Source organism: Arthrobacter endolithicus, assembly GCF_026627425.1.
GTDB lineage: Bacteria > Actinomycetota > Actinomycetes > Actinomycetales > Micrococcaceae > Arthrobacter_M.
Genome location: NZ_JAPNLH010000010.1, coordinates 111,306 through 127,101, shown reverse-complemented (window position 1 = coordinate 127,101; position 15,796 = coordinate 111,306). Strand labels below are relative to the sequence as shown.

Here is a 15,796-nt window from a genome sequence, read left to right as displayed (position 1 = left end):
TGCGGTCACCTCAAACCCTGCGCATCGTCCATCCTCCCGATGCGCGCATCCCGGATACGGCTTCCGATTGCAGGCGGGATCGCTACGGTGGAAACTGCCGGGCTCGGCAGCAGCATCATTTACCCGGCGGACTCATTCACGGACAGCGTGGACCCTGCGCGGCCCTTGTGAACGTGCAGTTGGCTGGGAATGCGCAGTTTCATTTCCGCCACATGGCTGACCAGCCCAACGACGCGTCCGCCGGATCTCAGCCCCTCGAGCGCATCCATAACCTGCTCCAGCGACTGCTCATCCAGGGATCCGAACCCCTCATCAACGAACAGCGTCTCAATGTCCACGCCGCCCGCCTCCTGCTGCACCACATCCGCCAGCCCGAGTGCCAAGGCAAGCGATGCCATAAAGGACTCCCCGCCGGAGAGCGTGGACGTATCCCGGCGTAGGCCGGTCCATTCGTCAACTGCCTGCAGGCCCAGGCCGGATTTCTGGTTTCCTCCTGCCAGTGCATCACTGTAGCTGAGCGTGTACCGGCCGTCGCTCATGGTCAGCAGACGTTCCGAAGCCGCGACTGCAACTTGTTCCAACCGCGCGGCCAAGACGAAACTGTTCAGCGGCATCTTGTAGGCGTTGTCCCCTAAACCACGAACAGCATCTGCGATTCCGGCTACCCGGCCGGCGTGTTCGCGCAAGGGCCGGACGGAGGCTTCCAGGACCGCATGTTTGTGCGCTGCGGTTTGAACAGCGGTCAACGCCGTAGCTGCCAGCTCACGCCGAAGCGTCGTGGCGTGCACGGCATCGGTGGCCGCACGGGCCCCGGCGCCGAGCCGTTCCAGTCGCTCATCGTCAGGAACGAGCAGCCCTCGTTCCGCTTCGGCAGCTGCCGCCTGAACATCCGCGGCCGCAAAAAATGCCGCACACCGGACCAGATCTTCGTCGTGGCCGCGGATCCGTTCCCGGAGTACCGCAGCATCCGCGGAGGTCAGCAACGCGGCGCGGGCGGAGGCCGCATCCTCGAAAGGCGTCGTCAGCAGGTCAAGTTCCAGCGCCTCCCGCGCATCCGCAGCGGCTGCAGCTGCCGTGCTACGGGCCTGAACTGCCGAGGCTGCCCGGCTCAGCAGCACCGCCGCACCTCGAAGCTCGATCAGCCTGGCGGCCAGAGAGGCAAACCCTCCTCGGGCGGCAGCCAATCTGGCGTCCAGCCGTCGCACGTTTTCCTCGGCGGCGGACTTCGACGCCGCCAGCCCTGCGCCCTTCTCCCGCTCCGAGGCAGCGAGCGCGTCCTCCTCCTTGATCCGCAGGCCCAGCACCTCCAGCTCATGTTCGTGGCGCTGCAAAGCTGCGGCCGCAGCTGCTGCCTCGGCCAGAGCCCCGCGGGCGGCCGCGACCTTTCCTTCGGTTTCTGCGACATCGGCTGTTCCGCCGCGGGCGGCCAGAACGGCTACTTCCTGCCGCGCTTGGGCAAGTTTCCGGGCTGCGGCAGCGGCGGCGGACTCCGCTCGATCACTTTCCGACTTGGCCAGCTTTTCCTCTTCCACGGTCTGCTGACCCGTCGCGGAAAGTTCCGAGGGGTGTGGATGCTCTGCACTGCCGCAGACCAAACACGGCTGCCCGGCTTCGAGCTTGGCCGCCAGTTCCCCGGCCGCCAGATCGAGCCGGCGGTCGCGCTGTTCCAACCAGTGTTCTTTCGCCTGCAGGAACTCCAGCTGGGCGTCCTGATACTCCTGCTCGCAGGCGGTCACCAGGACTGCCGCGCTCTGATGCGCACGAATAGTGGCCAATACCTCCGTCGCGCTGTCAACGGCGCGTTGGTGCTCAGCCGCAGCACGCGCAGCTTCGCGCAGCCCCTCCAGACCCTCGCGCAGCTGGCCGTACTGTACCGAGGCCGCGGCAGAAATCCCGGAGTGCTCCTCGACGGCGGCCGCTGCCTCGCAGACTCCTGCTTGGGCAGCCGACAGCTCGGCTTGCTGCGCTGCCAGCCTCTCCTCGTCCGGGAGGGATTCCTCGACGACGGTGATTTGCCGTTCCAGCCGCCGTTGTGCCGCCGACAACGCCAAACCGTCCGGGCCGGATCCCGCCGAGTCAGCTGTGCTTGAGTCAGCATTACTCGAGTTGGCACCACCCGGACCGGAGCCGCCCGTGCCGGAGCCGCCCGTGCACGTGCTGGATCCTTTCAAATCGGCGGGAATCGTCCACGCGTCCAGCCCCGCCAGCGCGCAGGCAGCTGCGTCCGCTTCGAGCTGCGCCAGTAGCAGCCCGGCGGCTTCGTCCGCGTCCGCGAGCGTTGACTCCGCCCGATCCATCACGCCCAGCTGACCGGCCAGGACCTCGGCCTCGCGATGCGCCACCATCTGGCTCTGCCACAGCACGTGGTCCGGCGCTGCCGCCGCCAATCGGGCCTGCTCCGTTTCCGCCTGCCGGAGTTTGTCGTGCCTGTCCCGCAGCCGGTCCGCCTCCAGCAGCGCGTCCCCGGCAGCCTGCTCTTCGCTGCGGCTCGTTAGTGCCGCGGATTCTGCCGCAGCATGTGCTGTCCCGAGCACATCCAGCAGCCGGGCAAAAAGGTGCTCCCCAGCGGCGTCGCACAGCGCCGTCCGTTCGCCAGCGCTACCGCCAGCGCCACCGGCAGCGCTACCGGCAGCGCCACCGCAAGTGGCAGCGCTGCCCGCGGCGCTGCCGGGGAGTTCCCGACCGTTGCCGGAGCCCTCGGCCAGGTCAATTATTCCCGCCGCTTGGCTGCGGGCCAGCGCCTCCAACCGCAGTAACTCCTGCTCCTTATCCGTCAAAGCGGACTTCGCCGCCGCCGCATCAGCCCCGAGTTGCCTTTCGATGTTTTTGTACAGCTGCGTACCGAACAGTTTCTGCAGCAGTTCCTGCCGCTCCTCCGCTTTGGAACGCAGGAAGGCCGCAAAATCCCCCTGCGCCAGCAGGACCACCTTGGTGAACTGGTCCTTGTCCATCCCAAGCAGTGCCACAATCTCGGCCCCGGCTTCATCGTTACGGGTGGACTTCTCCACCCAGACGCCGTTGTCCCGCTCCCGCAACTGGGTCTTGGCCTGCTGCAGCGTGGTTCCCTTTCCCCGCTTTGCCGGGCGTTCCCAAGCGGGGCTGCGGAGCACCTCAAGCCGCCGGCCGCGGGCGCTGAATTCACACACGACCTGGGGTTCCGTGCCCTGGTCCGCGTGGTCACTGCGCAGGCGCTTGCCGCTTTGTCGACTTCCCGGCACTGATCCATACAAGGCGTAACAGATGGCGTCGAGGATACTGGTTTTCCCCGCACCGGTGGCGCCGTTGAGCAGGAACAATCCCTGTTCTCCGAGAGCATCGAAATCGATGACCTGCCGGCCTGCGAAGGGGCCGAAGGCCTGGATTTCCAGCTTGTGGATTCTCATTTCCCCGACTCCTGCAGGCGGACGGTATCCAGGGCTTGGGCAAGTATTGCTTGGTCCTGCAGGGACGTGCCCCGGCCGCGCACGTGCTCCAGGAAGCCGGAGCAGAGCTGGAGCTCACTTTCGGCTGTCGCCACTCTGTCGCTGTAGCTGATGGTGTCGTTGGACCGGGCGTCCGTTGGCTCAAATGCCAGCACCAGGGTGTGGGGAAAACGTGCGCGCAGCCGCTCCATCGCCTGGGCCGGGCGTTCATTGTCCGTCAGGGTGATTTGGCAGTAGGCGGATTCCGCCGAAGAATGTTTCGCCGAGCCGAGGAGTTCCTGCAGTGTTCCACGCAGGATCGCGAGCTCCTTCTGCGCGGCCCACTGCACGGGCTTGACGAATTCCAGCCCATCGGGACCGACTTCCAGCAGCCAGCCGCCCTTTTCGTGCCGTGCCTCAGAGAAGGAATAGGCCAGCGGTGAGCCGGAATAACGCACCGTCTCACTGAGCATTTGTCGACCGTGCAGATGCCCCAGCGCAGTGTAGGCGAACCCGTCAAACAGGTCCAGCGGCACCGCTCCCACGCCGCCGATACTCAGTTCGCGCTCACTATCCGAGCTGATTCCGCCGCTGGCAAACGTATGCGCCAGAACCACCGCATGGGTGGGCAGGCTCTGCGTTGCCAAGTCCTCCCGCACGCGTTTGAGCGCTGCCTCGGTGACGGAAAAGTGCGAGGGCTGGTCCACACCAAGGGCATCGGCCACCATCCGCGGCTCCAGGAACGGCAGACCGTAAATGGCCAGCTGCGCTTCTGCTCCGCTGGCCGATGTGCCCAGTGGAAACAGCACCGGGTTTTCCAGGTCTTCCAGACGCGTGCGCAAATGTACGCCGCCGCGCTCCAGGACCCGGCCGGCAAAACCGAGTCGAGTCGCTGAGTCATGGTTCCCGCTGGTGAGCACCACGGACACCCCCTCAGCCGTCAACCGCGCCAGCGCGTCGTCGAGCAGGTTGACCACATCCACCCCCGGAAGCGCACGATCGTACACATCGCCGGCCAGGAGCAGTATGTCCACCTTGTCCTCGCGGACGGTTTCCAGGAGCTGGTCCACAAAATCACGCTGCGCCGCCAGCATGCCGACGCCGTGGAAGGACCTGCCGAGATGCCAGTCAGAGGTATGAAGTAAACGCATGCTCTTACGCTAACGGCTGCCAGTGACACTATTGTCAGCGGCAGCCGTCGGGCGTGTCGGCGCAGGGCCGACAGAAGAGTCCTCAGTCACTAACGGCTACTTAACTGCGCCCTTATCGTCGAAGAAATCCTGGGCGTCCGTCGTCGGGGCTGGCTGGGCAACAGGTTCGACGGCGGCGGACCTGTCAGCGGCGCCATCGGCCCGTGTGGCTGCCAACGGTCCCGGAAACCCGGTCGCGGTCACTGCCGGATCCGTCTCCAGCACGACATCCTTTTTCTCCACGCGGCCCTCGCCGTTCGCGAGCGTGGCATCGATGTCCTCGTCGTCAAGGTCTTCGTCATTGTCGTCGGCAAAAGCGTCATCACCGTCAACGCCTGTAGCGCCGGCGCGGACGGCCGATCCTGTACCGAAGGCGCGGAACAGCAGACCCGCCACGGCCGCACCAAGGAGCGGCGCAACCCAGAACAGCCATAGCTGCTGGCCGGCCCAGCCTTCGGCGAATATCGCTGCGGCGGTGGAGCGGGCCGGATTGATCGACGCGTTGGTGATCGGCAGCGCAACCGTAATAACGGTGGCGTAGGCGAGCCCGACGCCGATCGGAGCCAGCGTGCGGTTGGCGCGGGCCTGGGTGGCACCCAGGAAAACCGCGGCAAATATAGCCGTGCCAACAACTTCAATCAGCAATGCTCCAGCCAGCGGCACGGTCGACGGTGAATGCGTGTCGAAGCCGTTGGCAAGGCTGTTAAACAGCGTCCGTGTGGTCAGCTTGCCGCCGCTGCCCGAAACCGCGGGCAGAACGTTCAGCACCGCGAAGAGCACCAGAGCCGCAACAATCGCGCCGATCACCTGCGCCACGACATACCAGAGGGTCTGGAGCCATTTGATCTTGCCCGCGAGCGCTGCGGCAAAGGAAACGGCTGGGTTGAAATGGCCGCCCGAAATGTGGCCGAAGGCAATTAGTCCGGCAATGAGAGCCAGCCCGAAACCGATGCCGACGGGCACGCCGGCCGAGCTGCCGGAACCGTTAAACAGCGCAATGCCCAGGCCGCCAAAAACCAGCAGGAAGGAACCGAGCGCCTCCACGGAGAGTCTGGCCGTGAGCCCGGATTCCGGTGCCTGGACGACGGCGGTCCGGGTTACCGGGACCGCCGGGCCCGTTACAGTATTCGGTGAAGTCATAAGTGAGTGATCCTTTAACAGTCGTAAGGTTCGAAGTTTCCCAAGATAGTCTACTGAGTTGGCAGAAGGCTGGACGGCGTCAGACCAGGAAGATGGCCGCTGCGGCGGCGATGGCCAGGGCGACGACGGAGGCGGCCGCCGCGCGCAACACTAGGGTGCCCGGACCGCACTGGCGGGATGTCCCCCCAAACCGGCCAGGTCCGCCGTGCATGCCGCCGTGCACGCGACCGTGCAACACCCGAAGCCGCACTAGCGCGCAGATGATGAGGACCGCCGTCGTCACGGCGGCTGTCGCGGCGCACAGTCCCAGGCCCAGCGATCGGCCGGACAGTCCCGAAGTATCCGATGCACTGTCCGCCCCGAGGGAGACCAGCCAACCGCGCCAGATGAACAGATCAGCCACCAGCATGGCCAGGACCGTCCGTCGCCAGGCCAACGAGGTCCGCTCCGGCTGGAGGCCCGGATCACGAGGCTCCGGAGCCTGGAACACCCCTGGCGATCCTGTCATGGCCGGATCAGGATCAGCACCGCGAAGACCAGCGCCGCCAGCGAAACGCCCAGCGTCATGGCCAGCAGCATCCAGGAATGCGACAGCTCCTGCCCGTTTCGCATGGCTTGCTCCTGATGCGCCCAGCGACGGTAGCTCACCACTGCCAGCACCGCACCGATCGCCGCAAGCACCACGCACAGCACCACGCGAATGGCGCCGGGCGCGAACTGCGGAGCCAGCTGATCAATCGCGACTGAACCGGCCAGCAGCGCCAGCGAGGTGCGGATCCATGCGAGAAACGTCCGTTCGTTCGCTAAGGAAAACCTGTAGTCCGGGGTCGTGCCGGTCCGGCGCCAGGCGGGCTCGCGCATAATTCTCCTTCTTTTTGCGGGGGTGGGCGGTCCCTGCAGTTTACTGCGTCTGTGCGATCGTCCGGCTCCCGCCCGCCGCACCGCTGCACCGCAGCACGCGGTAAATTAGAGCCATGGAACCCTCTCCCCCCGCCGCATCCGCCGCACCGGTCAGTTTCGCCTCGCGCGTCCAGGGTGCGCTGATGGGCGGTGCCTTAGGGGACAGCTTCGGCTTTGTAGTGGAGGCCGACGACGTTGCCGCCATCCGCGCCCGGTTCGGCAGTGCCGGGCTGCTGGACCTGTCGCAGGCTCCGGGTCCGGTCCATTTTTCCGCCGCCACGCAGCTGGGTCTGTATACCGTCGATGCCCTGGTCGAGGCGCTGGAATGGGCCAACGACGGCACGGCTGCTGACGAGACGGCGATCCTCTGGCTGGCCTATCTGCGCTGGCTCTCCACTCAGGGAGTCGCGCCTTCGGCCAATGCACCCACGCCCCAGCCGCGCTGGATCGACGAGCAAGAAGCCCTGCATCATCGCCGTCGCCCGGACACCGCCTGTTTGAACGCGCTGGCCAGCGGAGAAATGGGAACCCGGGGACGTCCGGTCAATCCGGCGGCCAAGGGGAGCGGCTCCCTTTCCCGATCCGCGCCGTTCGGCCTGGTGCCGCATATTCCTGCCGAAGCCGTCTACACGCTCAGTACCAACGGCGCGGCCCTGACGCATGGCCATCCCGCCGCGCTGCAATCGGCCGCCGCATTCAGCTGGTTGATCCACCACCTCGCCGTCGAAGCGCTCCCCCTCCATGCCGCCGCCGTCTCCATGCGGCAGCGCGCCGGCGCCGCAGCTACAGCAAGTGCGGACCTGCTGGACCGCCTCGATGCTGCGCTGGAGTTGTCGACGGCGGCGGACCGGGAGCCTGCGGACCTCAGCTCCGCTTTAGGTACGGGAGCGGACGCCGGGGAGGCTCTGGCGATTGCGCTGTACGCGGTCCTGGCCACTGAAGCCGCTTCGTCGTCGCCGGTTGAACATTTCCTCACCGCGATCCGGCTGGCCGCTAACCTCGATGGACCCAGTAGTTCCACGGCTTCGGTGGCCGGAAATATCCTCGGTGCCTTGTACGGCGAGGGCTGCCTGCCGCAGGCCTGGCTGTCCTTGTCCGAGACGCCCGGCCTGATCCGTTCGATGGGTCAGCAGCTGCTGAAAGTCACCGGCTCCGAGGACTGAGCCCCTGCTTCCTGCGTCCGTTGGCGGCTCCGTTCAACCAATCATCTGCATGAATTCGCCCTCGGAGAGGACTTCGATGTTCTGTCCCCGGTCGTGTAAATCAAGCACCTTGCGGGCCTTGACCGTCAGTCTTCCATTGCGCAGATCTGCTGCCACGAAGCCATCGCCGACCACCAGCACGGTGGTTTTCTTTGTGACCGCGCTGGCCGGTTGGGCGCCGAAGCCTGCTGCCCGCTCTTTGGCGGTGCTGCGCGCCAACTGCAGAGTGCCGGTGAAGACGACCATTTGGCCGAACAGCGGATGGTGCGGGTCTGCCCGCTGATTGGCCTCCGGGTTAGGCCCTTCCTCCGGCCAACCCTGCCAGCCGGAGGTCCGCGGAGCCTCGGCCAGCCGCTTGAGCGCGGTCCTGGTGGCCTTGGATATCTCATTCAAACCGGGCAGATAGGCCTCGGCCCGGGGCAACTGCAGTTTCAGGATCGCGAAGAGCTCGGCGATGCTGCCGGCGTCATGGCGGGCGGCGATGTCAACCATGATGCCGGCGCAGGCCCTGGCATCATCGACCGCATCGTGGTGGTTCAGCAGCGGCACACCGGCGGCCTCGGCCACAAACGGCAAAGAGTATGACGGCAGCGCGTAGCTTTGGCGTGAGAGCAGCACGGTGCAGGCATAATCAAACGCCGGTCCCGGCAGCTCCGAGACCTCCAGGGCGGAGCGGATCACGCCCATATCAAAGGAAGCGTTGTGCGCCACCAGAACATCACTGCCGATGAACCCGCCGATCTCAGCGAACAGCTCACCGAATCTGGGTGAGGACGCCACTTGGGCAGCGGTGAGACCATGGATCTGCACATTTCGCTGCTCGAAGTAGTCGTGGCCCTGCGGTGGGCGCATCAACCAGGACGCCTCCTCAACGATTTTGCCGTCGCGGACCTTACTCAGGCCCACCGAGCACGGCGAGCCGCGGAAGCCATTGGCCGTCTCAAAATCGATTGCAGTAAACTCCAAAGCCACCCGTCAAGAGTACCCCGGGCTAAGCTGGCCGGATGGATGATCCGAGCACTGCCCCTAATTGGTATCTGTTCGACTACGGAATGGTGATATCCACCGCTCCGGAGCCAGAGGACTGGGAGGCGCTGCAGGAAGCCGCCGGACTGCCGCTTCAGCACAGAGACAGCAGCTACTGGCTGCACCGGCACGGGTTCGACTCCGGCGCCTTGACGCCGCAGGACTACTGGACGCGGGTACTGGGAAGAGAAATCACCGACGGCTTGACCGGCCGTCTGGAGGCCCTGGACGCCTGCCAATGGTCGCATCTGAACGCCGAGACGCTCGATGTCTTAGAAGACCTGCACCTGCGCGGGGCCCGGCTGGCCCTGCTGTCCAACATGCCGGCCGGAATGGCGGCGCAATACTCCCGCACCGCTCCGTGGGCCGGGTACTTTGATCAGCTGTTTTTTAGCGGCCACCTCGGCCTTGCCAAGCCGGACCCGCAGATCTTCCGCGACGTCATGGAGCAGCTTGGGACGACGGCGGCCAACGTCACCTTCGTTGACGACGTCCAGGAAAACCTCGACGCGGCCGCTGCGCTGGGCATGCGCACGGTGCTGCATTCGCCCGGAATCGATCTGAGCGCCGAGCTGGGGCTCTGACCTCATTCAAAGTCACCTCTACCGCGTGGAGTGCGCAAGGGTTCAGTGCCGTGCGAAGCCTGGGGTTGCGAGCAGGCTGCCATCCTGACGGACGGCCAGGATATCGACCGGCCAGGCGGAGCTGGCGTGGTCCAGTGATCGGGTTCCCCCGGCAATGATTGCCGTGGCCAGGACGTCGGCGGTGATAATGTCCGCCGCCCGGACCGTCACCTGGATGAAATCGGCCCGCACGCCGGGCCGGCGCCAGATGTGTTCGCCGCGTTCGGCGCTGCCCGAGGTGGCAACGGCCGGCCGGGCAGCACTGGCAACGATGCTACTGAGCAGGGATTGCCGGGCCTGCGGGTCCACAATCCCAACGTGCCATGGTTCGCCGTCGTCCGCGGTACCCGAACAGAGCACGTCGCCGCCGGCGTTCAGGCACCAATCCGGATACCCCTCGCTATGCAGCCAAGCGCCGGAGGCTGCCATGGCCCAGGACTTGACGACGCCGGAGAGGTCCACCACGCCATCGGGCCGGTGTGGAGTAAAATCGCCGCCGGTAGCCGTCCGCCATCCCAGCGCCATAGCGTACATCCGGCGCAGCTCTGCACTGGATCCAGCTAACGCGGCCTCTCCGGCCGCAATGAGACTCAACTCGGAGTCGCTCCGGTACAGGCTGAATCGGTGGTCCGCGGCCGTAAATATCTGCTCCGGCCCGTCCGCCCAACCCGCCTCCCGCACCGGGCCGCGCACGGTCAGGCTGAGCACCGTGCCCATGGTACTGAACACGCGAACCCCGCTCTGGAGACCTTCTGCGGTCAGGATGCTCACCCCGCTCCGCTGGGGCTGTACGACTGCCCGGCTGTGAAGTGGGCTGTATCCAGGGCAGCCTGCAGCGAGGTCAGATACCCCTCGCTCGTGAGGGTCGCGCCGCTGATGCTCTGCACGGCTGCAGACTGCGCGGCCAGAACCTCGCTGCGCAGGACCGGGGCGGCATAGTTGCTGATTTGTGCCGAGCGCTGGTCCCGGTCCGTGAGCTGTAGGGCGGACACATCGGTGATTGCCCCGTCCGCGATGGTGACCTGGACCTGCACCGCGCCGTATCGAGTGCTGGCGCTTGTTCCCTTGAAAGTGCCGCTGACGGAGGCGTTGACGCCGGGCGCAGCAGCAGCCGGCGACGGCGGCACGGCAGCAGCGGGCGACGGCGGCACGGCAGCAGCCGGGCTGGTCGGCGACGGGGTCGACGTGGTCGACGGCGACGATGGGCTCGGGGTCGACGGGGCCGCCGACGACGTTCCACTAGCGCCGCCGTCGGCGTTTCCTGAGCTCCCGGTCGCCGAACTACCGGTTGGGGACCCGGCCAAGAGGGCGGGCCCGCCCGTCAGTGACGATCCTGTGCCCGCCTGCCAGCCGAGCAGGATGACTCCCGCCGACGCGGCCGACGCGATGATGACTGCGCGGATTCTCACCAGCTGAACCTTTCGTAATGGACGGCGCCGGCGGGAACGCCAGCGGCGCGGGCCTCGGCCAGCACCAGTGCGCTCCACGGCCCGGGGCCGCAGACGTAAACATCCGACGAGGCAAGCTCCGGCGTGTAGCTGAGCAGCGAAAATCCGCTGTCGGCCGAAGCAGACGGCAGCCAATGGGTCCGGTTCGCGGGCCGGGGCCCGGCTTCCACAAACAGATATGCACCACGGCGGCGGCACAGCTCGTCAATCTCCGACAGCAGGTACACTTCCTGCACCGTCCCGGCGCGCAGAATCACGGTGGCGTTGCCGGGGGCAAAGTCCGCCTCGGCCAGCAAGGACCGGATTGGGGCCACACCGATTCCCGCGCCCACCATAACGATCCGCTCGCTGGTCCGCACCTGTTGAGTGAAAATCCCATAGGGTCCCTCGATCATTACGCGCGTACCGGGCCTCACGTTGAGCACCTTTTTACTACCCGCTCCGAGCCCGCGCACGGTGATTTCCAGCTCCTGCGGGGGCGATGCGGGCAATGCTGAGGATGCGGGCAATGTGGAGGATGCTGTGGTGGCAGTCGCGGTGGACAGCCCTGTTTGCCGCCCGGGTGCCGGTATCGGTCCCGGTGCCGCTGACAGGGAGAACGGATGTGCATGCCACCAGAGGCCCGCGGCGAGAAAACGCCACAACAGAAACTGACCCGCCTGGACCGGCAAGGATTCCAGGTTCCTGCCGCTCATCGAAATGGTCACGGCTCCGGGCCCGGCGGCGCGTACACCGGTAACCGTCAGCCGGTGCCGGAAACTGCGTGCCACGGGTGCCACCACCCGGAACGCCACGATGCAGCCGGCCAGCCCCAGGTAAAGCGCCAGCCAATATCCGCGCTGCCATGTTCCCGGCGCGAACACGGCGCCGGTGCTGAATTGATGCGGAACGGCGGCCAGAACGGCCACGTAGGCCAGCAGGTGGACCGCCAGCCAAGCCTCGTAGGGAAATCTGCGCCGCACGCTCACAATGGAGGTCACGACGACGGCGATCAACAGTCCCACCCCCGCAAAAGCCAGCCACATGTCCGGTACGGTCAGAAACAGCGAGAGCGTCTCCGCGACCGGGGTGACTCCCTCGGTCATGGCATAGCCGGCGATCAGCCCGATGGTGTGCGCGAGCAGGAGGTAGAGCACCGGCTTGCCCAGCTTTTTATGAAATGTCACCGCCCGATCCTGGCCGTAGGCCTTATCGATCAGCGGCAGCCGGGCGCTGAGCAGCATCATCACCAGCAGCAGATCCGTCCCCACCAGACCCGTCAGAATACCCAGCGACGTGAGAGACTGGCCGACGGAAACGAAACCCGCGGCGACGTCGTCGGCCAAAAAGAAGGCGATGACCAGTGCCACCGAAACCCAGCTTGCGACCAGAAGGCCATCCAGTCGCAGCGCCCTGCGACGATACTCGCCTAACCGGTCCGGTGCAATCCGCGGAGCAGGGCCGCGCCGCGTTATCGGCCCGCTGGCGGTCCTCAGGGTGGGTCGTGTGGCCATAATTCAATTTTCGCCCTGCCTGCTGGCAGAAAACCTGACGTAAGCTACCAGCCGGCTGTGCGTTGCATGTGCGCGAAATATCTCATCCCTGCGGCTGAGTCGCTGCGCCGGCGCGTGCCGTAATCTTGGAGGGTGATTTCCTCCATCAGTTCCTTCGTCGTGCCCGCCATGTCCGGACACGGACCCGCTCCCACTGGTTTCCTGCCGCCGTGGCTTGACCCTGCCGTTATTCTGGGTAACTCCGCACTGGGGCCCTGGGTAGTGCTGCTGGCCTGCGCCATTATCTTCGCCGAGACGGGTCTGCTGATCGGGTTCTTCCTGCCGGGAGATTCGCTGCTGTTCACCGGCGGTCTGCTCGTGGCCACGGGCGTCATCCACTTCAACATCTGGGCCGTGCTCGGGTTGCTCATCCTCTCCGCATTCTTGGGCAATCAGGCGGGCTATCTGATTGGCCTCAAAGCCGGTCCCGCTATTTTCAATAAGCCCGATTCGCGGCTGTTTAAACGGGAGAATGTACAGAATGCGCACGCATTCTTTGAAAAGCACGGCGGTAAGGCGCTGATTCTGGCCCGCTTTGTCCCCATTGTGCGTACCTTTGTACCCGTGATTGTCGGTGTGGCGCGGATGGACCGCCGGCACTTCGTCATTTTCAACGCCATTGGGGCCGTGCTCTGGGCAGGAGGTGTGACCCTGCTGGGCTACGTCCTCGGCGACCGGGTTCCGTGGGTGCAGAAAAATCTGGACCTGATCTTCATTCTTATTGTCCTTATTTCCATCATTCCCATAATCCTGGAGTTCTCCAAGGGCTACCTCGCCAGCCGCAAAGCCAAGCGCTCCGCCGGTCTCTAACGCTCCGCCATCCCCACTAGGTCGCAGTTGCGGCAGCCAAATCGCGTTTTGGCTGCCGCAACTGCGACCTAGTTGCGTTCCAGGGCCGCAATGATGTACGGCAGCAGCTTCCGGAAGGCCTGGCCGCGGTGGCTAATAGCGTTTTTGTCGTCCGGGGCCAGCTCCGCGCAGCTGACGCAGAGGCCGTCCGGGACCAGGATCGGATCGTATCCGAAGCCGCCGTCTCCGCGCGGTGCGCGCAGCAATACCCCGGGCAGTTCGCCGTGTTCCACATGCTCGGCGGCCCGAAGTCCGAAGGCGGCAGGCGCGGCAACGCCGTCGGCACCGGCCGCTGTGCCGGAAGCAGGGCCGGCCGCAGGGCCAAACGCTGTACCGGACACCGTACCGGGTACAGCCACGGCGGCAGCGCAGACAAAGCGGGCGGCACGGTGCGCGTCGTCAATGTCTGCCAGTTGGGCCAGCAGCAGCGCGGTATTGGCGTCGTCATCGCCGTGCCGTCCGGACCAGCGTGCGGAAAATATCCCCGGCGCGCCGCCCAGGACGTCAACGGCCAGGCCAGAATCATCGGCCACGGCGACCAGCCCGGTAGCAGCAGCGACGGTCCTGGCCTTCAGCAGCGAATTCTCCGCGAATGTCACTCCGGTTTCGGCCACGTCGGGCGCACCCGCCGCCGCCGCATCGATAACCTGCGTGTCGACGTCGAGCCCGGGAATCTGGCCGCGCAGCAGCTCACGGAACTCACGCAGCTTGCCCTTATTATGCGTCGCCAGCACCAACCGCGGTTTGACCGCTGCCAAGCTCACAGGCCCAACGTGTCGAGTTGGATCTGCGCCAGCTGCCGCGTGCCCAGCAGGGCGAGATCCAGCAGCGCGTCCAGCTCATTACGGTCAAAGGGCGCGCCCTCGGCGGTCCCCTGCACCTCCACGAACTTCCCGGATCCAGTCACCACCACGTTCATATCGGTTTCCGCGCGCACGTCCTCCACATACGGCAAATCCAGCATCGCGATGCCGTCAATGATCCCGACCGACACCGCGGCCACCGTGTCGATCAGCGGCTGGGCGCTGCGGGCAATCAACTTGTTCTCCCGGGCGTAGTGGATCGCGTCGGCCAGCGCCACATAGGCGCCCGTGATGGCTGCGGTCCTGGTGCCGCCGTCGGCCTGCAGCACGTCGCAGTCCAGCACAATCGTGTTCTCGCCAAGGGCTTTGGTGTCAATAATGGACCGGAGCGAGCGGCCGATCAGCCGGGAGATCTCATGGGTGCGGCCGCCCACTTTGCCCTTCACGGATTCGCGGTCGTTGCGGGTGTTGGTGGCGCGGGGCAACATTGCGTATTCGGCCGTGACCCAGCCGCGGCCCTCGCCCTTGAGCCAGCGCGGCACTCCTGCGGTCAGCGAGGCGGTGCACAGCACCCGGGTGTTGCCGAACTCGATCAGCGCGGAGCCTTCCGCCTGCTTGGACCAGCCGCGGGTGATGCTGATGTCCCGGAGCTGGTCGGGGGTGCGCCCGTCGGCACGGAGCGTGGACGTTGGCGCTGAAATGTTCCCTGTTGTCATGATTCCAGCTTAGCCAGTCCGCACCGGAGTAAAGTCATTCGTTATGACTGCCTCACGCCCTACAGATATCCCGTGCCCTGTGGACGCAACGACCGGCCTGGTCTCCCTCCCCTGCGGCGAGCAGGTCCCGCGGCTGGGCCAGGGAACCTGGTACATGGGCGACGACGGCGGCACGCGGGCGGCGGAAATCCGCACCTTGCGCACCGGTCTGGACTTGGGGCTGACGCTGATCGACACGGCGGAAATGTACGGCGACGGCCGGGCCGAGGAACTGGTGGGAGAGGCCATCGCCGGGCGCCGGGATGAGGTGTTCCTGGTCAGCAAGGTGCTGCCCTCCCATGCCAGTACCCGCGGCACGTCCCGGGCCCTGGAAGCGAGCTTGGAGCGGCTGAACACGGACTATGTGGATCTGTATCTGCTGCACTGGCGCGGCAGCATCCCGCTTCAGGAAAGCGTCGGGGCACTGCAGGAACTGGTCGGCGCCGGGAAAATCCGGCATTGGGGAGTGAGCAATCTGGACCTCGACGATCTGCACGAGCTGGACACCGTCCCGGACGCCGGCGCGCTGCAGACGAATCAGCTGCTCTACAACCTTTCCCGCCGCGGCATTGAATACGACCTGCTGCCGCTGCTCGCCGAGCGGAATATTCCAGTGATGGCCTATTCTCCGATCGAGCAGGGACGGCTGCTGCAGCACCCCGAACTGCACCGGATAGCGGGTGAACATGGAGGTGCGGCAAACAACGCGGGCCCGGCACAGATCGCGCTGGCCTGGGTGCTCCGCCGGCCGGATATTATTGCCATTCCCAAGGCGTCCACCGTAGACCATGTCCGGCAGAACCACGGCGCCCTGGAGATCACGCTCAGCAGCGCAGACCTCACCGCGCTGGACGCGGCGTTCGCGCCGCCGACCCGCGCTGAGCCGCTGGAAATGCTGTAGGCCGTCACCAGCCACCGCGCGGCGCC

At 65.8% G+C, this 15,796-nt stretch carries 16 protein-coding genes; 5 read left to right on the top strand and 11 right to left on the bottom strand.

The genetic code is table 11. The features are described from left to right. Positions 1 to 119: 119 nt before the first annotated feature. From OS914_RS10870 to OS914_RS10850, 5 genes are all read right to left on the bottom strand, one after another. Positions 120 to 3,383, bottom strand: a complete 3,264-nt coding sequence (locus tag OS914_RS10870; protein WP_267546080.1) for an AAA family ATPase — start codon at positions 3,381 to 3,383, stop codon at positions 120 to 122. Then, positions 3,380 to 4,552, bottom strand: a complete 1,173-nt coding sequence (locus tag OS914_RS10865) for an exonuclease SbcCD subunit D (protein WP_267546079.1) — start codon at positions 4,550 to 4,552, stop codon at positions 3,380 to 3,382. Before OS914_RS10865 ends, OS914_RS10870 begins: the two co-directional genes overlap by 4 nt. A 96-nt stretch (positions 4,553 to 4,648) precedes the next feature. Then, the gene (locus tag OS914_RS10860) at positions 4,649 to 5,731 is read right to left on the bottom strand and encodes an aquaporin (RefSeq protein ID WP_267546078.1); all 1,083 of its coding nucleotides are present in this window, start codon (positions 5,729 to 5,731) and stop codon (positions 4,649 to 4,651) included. A gap of 79 nt (positions 5,732 to 5,810) precedes the next feature. Further along, entirely contained in the window at positions 5,811 to 6,239 is a 429-nt protein-coding gene (locus OS914_RS10855; RefSeq protein ID WP_267546077.1) for a DUF202 domain-containing protein, read from the bottom strand. Continuing rightward, the gene (locus OS914_RS10850) at positions 6,236 to 6,592 is read right to left on the bottom strand and encodes a YidH family protein (protein ID WP_267546076.1); all 357 of its coding nucleotides are present in this window, start codon (positions 6,590 to 6,592) and stop codon (positions 6,236 to 6,238) included. Before OS914_RS10850 ends, OS914_RS10855 begins: the two co-directional genes overlap by 4 nt. A 113-nt stretch (positions 6,593 to 6,705) precedes the next feature. Between OS914_RS10850 and OS914_RS10845 the strand changes: the two genes are divergently transcribed. Further along, positions 6,706 to 7,794, top strand: coding sequence for an ADP-ribosylglycohydrolase family protein (locus tag OS914_RS10845; protein WP_267546075.1), 1,089 nt, complete (start codon positions 6,706 to 6,708; stop codon positions 7,792 to 7,794). A 33-nt stretch (positions 7,795 to 7,827) separates the two neighbouring features. Here the strand turns inward: OS914_RS10845 and OS914_RS10840 are convergent, their stop codons facing one another. Then, positions 7,828 to 8,805: an exonuclease domain-containing protein gene (locus tag OS914_RS10840; protein ID WP_267546074.1), complete on the bottom strand. Its 978-nt coding sequence runs from the start codon at positions 8,803 to 8,805 to the stop codon at positions 7,828 to 7,830. Between the two features lie 32 nt (positions 8,806 to 8,837). Here OS914_RS10840 and OS914_RS10835 point away from each other — a divergent pair, with 32 nt between their 5' ends. Continuing rightward, positions 8,838 to 9,443: an HAD family hydrolase gene (locus tag OS914_RS10835; RefSeq protein ID WP_267546073.1), complete on the top strand. Its 606-nt coding sequence runs from the start codon at positions 8,838 to 8,840 to the stop codon at positions 9,441 to 9,443. Between the two features lie 42 nt (positions 9,444 to 9,485). Here the strand turns inward: OS914_RS10835 and OS914_RS10830 are convergent, their stop codons facing one another. Both OS914_RS10830 and OS914_RS10825 read right to left on the bottom strand, forming a co-directional pair. After that, the gene (locus tag OS914_RS10830; protein ID WP_267546072.1) at positions 9,486 to 10,253 is read right to left on the bottom strand and encodes an FAD:protein FMN transferase; all 768 of its coding nucleotides are present in this window, start codon (positions 10,251 to 10,253) and stop codon (positions 9,486 to 9,488) included. Further along, positions 10,250 to 10,474, bottom strand: coding sequence for an FMN-binding protein (locus tag OS914_RS10825; RefSeq protein WP_267546071.1), 225 nt, complete (start codon positions 10,472 to 10,474; stop codon positions 10,250 to 10,252). Before OS914_RS10825 ends, OS914_RS10830 begins: the two co-directional genes overlap by 4 nt. A 4-nt stretch (positions 10,475 to 10,478) precedes the next feature. Between OS914_RS10825 and OS914_RS10820 the strand changes: the two genes are divergently transcribed. Next, positions 10,479 to 10,898 carry a hypothetical protein gene (locus tag OS914_RS10820; RefSeq protein ID WP_267546070.1) on the top strand — a complete coding sequence of 140 codons (420 nt, stop codon included), beginning with the start codon at positions 10,479 to 10,481 and terminating at the stop codon, positions 10,896 to 10,898. Here OS914_RS10820 and OS914_RS10815 read toward each other — a convergent pair. Beyond that, positions 10,888 to 12,423 carry a ferredoxin reductase family protein gene (locus tag OS914_RS10815; RefSeq protein WP_267546069.1) on the bottom strand — a complete coding sequence of 512 codons (1,536 nt, stop codon included), beginning with the start codon at positions 12,421 to 12,423 and terminating at the stop codon, positions 10,888 to 10,890. The two genes, OS914_RS10820 and OS914_RS10815, sit on opposite strands and share 11 nt — an antisense overlap. A gap of 144 nt (positions 12,424 to 12,567) precedes the next feature. Between OS914_RS10815 and OS914_RS10810 the strand changes: the two genes are divergently transcribed. Next, positions 12,568 to 13,272 carry a DedA family protein gene (locus OS914_RS10810; RefSeq protein ID WP_420713934.1) on the top strand — a complete coding sequence of 235 codons (705 nt, stop codon included), beginning with the start codon at positions 12,568 to 12,570 and terminating at the stop codon, positions 13,270 to 13,272. Between the two features lie 68 nt (positions 13,273 to 13,340). On the opposite strand, the gene OS914_RS10805 is transcribed toward OS914_RS10810, so the two are convergent. Further along, entirely contained in the window at positions 13,341 to 14,069 is a 729-nt protein-coding gene (locus OS914_RS10805) for a non-canonical purine NTP pyrophosphatase (protein WP_267546106.1), read from the bottom strand. A 2-nt stretch (positions 14,070 to 14,071) separates the two neighbouring features. Beyond that, entirely contained in the window at positions 14,072 to 14,830 is a 759-nt protein-coding gene (rph, locus tag OS914_RS10800) for a ribonuclease PH (protein ID WP_267546068.1), read from the bottom strand. A gap of 43 nt (positions 14,831 to 14,873) precedes the next feature. Between rph and OS914_RS10795 the strand changes: the two genes are divergently transcribed. Further along, complete coding sequence (locus OS914_RS10795) at positions 14,874 to 15,770, top strand: aldo/keto reductase (RefSeq protein ID WP_267546067.1); 897 nt, start codon at positions 14,874 to 14,876, stop codon at positions 15,768 to 15,770. The last annotated feature ends 26 nt before the right edge of the window (positions 15,771 to 15,796 follow it).

Bases quoted from the DNA above. Each gene is read 5' to 3' on its own strand.
- OS914_RS10870 (WP_267546080.1), bottom strand. From the start codon at position 3,383: ATGAGAATCCACAAGCTGGAAATCCAGGCCTTCGGCCCCTTCGCAGGC.
- OS914_RS10865 (WP_267546079.1), bottom strand. From the start codon at position 4,552: ATGCGTTTACTTCATACCTCTGACTGGCATCTCGGCAGGTCCTTCCAC.
- OS914_RS10860 (WP_267546078.1), bottom strand. From the start codon at position 5,731: ATGACTTCACCGAATACTGTAACGGGCCCGGCGGTCCCGGTAACCCGG.
- OS914_RS10855 (WP_267546077.1), bottom strand. From the start codon at position 6,239: ATGACAGGATCGCCAGGGGTGTTCCAGGCTCCGGAGCCTCGTGATCCG.
- OS914_RS10850 (WP_267546076.1), bottom strand. From the start codon at position 6,592: ATGCGCGAGCCCGCCTGGCGCCGGACCGGCACGACCCCGGACTACAGG.
- OS914_RS10845 (WP_267546075.1), top strand. From the start codon at position 6,706: ATGGAACCCTCTCCCCCCGCCGCATCCGCCGCACCGGTCAGTTTCGCC.
- OS914_RS10835 (WP_267546073.1), top strand. From the start codon at position 8,838: ATGGATGATCCGAGCACTGCCCCTAATTGGTATCTGTTCGACTACGGA.
- OS914_RS10815 (WP_267546069.1), bottom strand. From the start codon at position 12,423: ATGGCCACACGACCCACCCTGAGGACCGCCAGCGGGCCGATAACGCGG.
- rph (WP_267546068.1), bottom strand. From the start codon at position 14,830: ATGACAACAGGGAACATTTCAGCGCCAACGTCCACGCTCCGTGCCGAC.
- OS914_RS10795 (WP_267546067.1), top strand. From the start codon at position 14,874: ATGACTGCCTCACGCCCTACAGATATCCCGTGCCCTGTGGACGCAACG.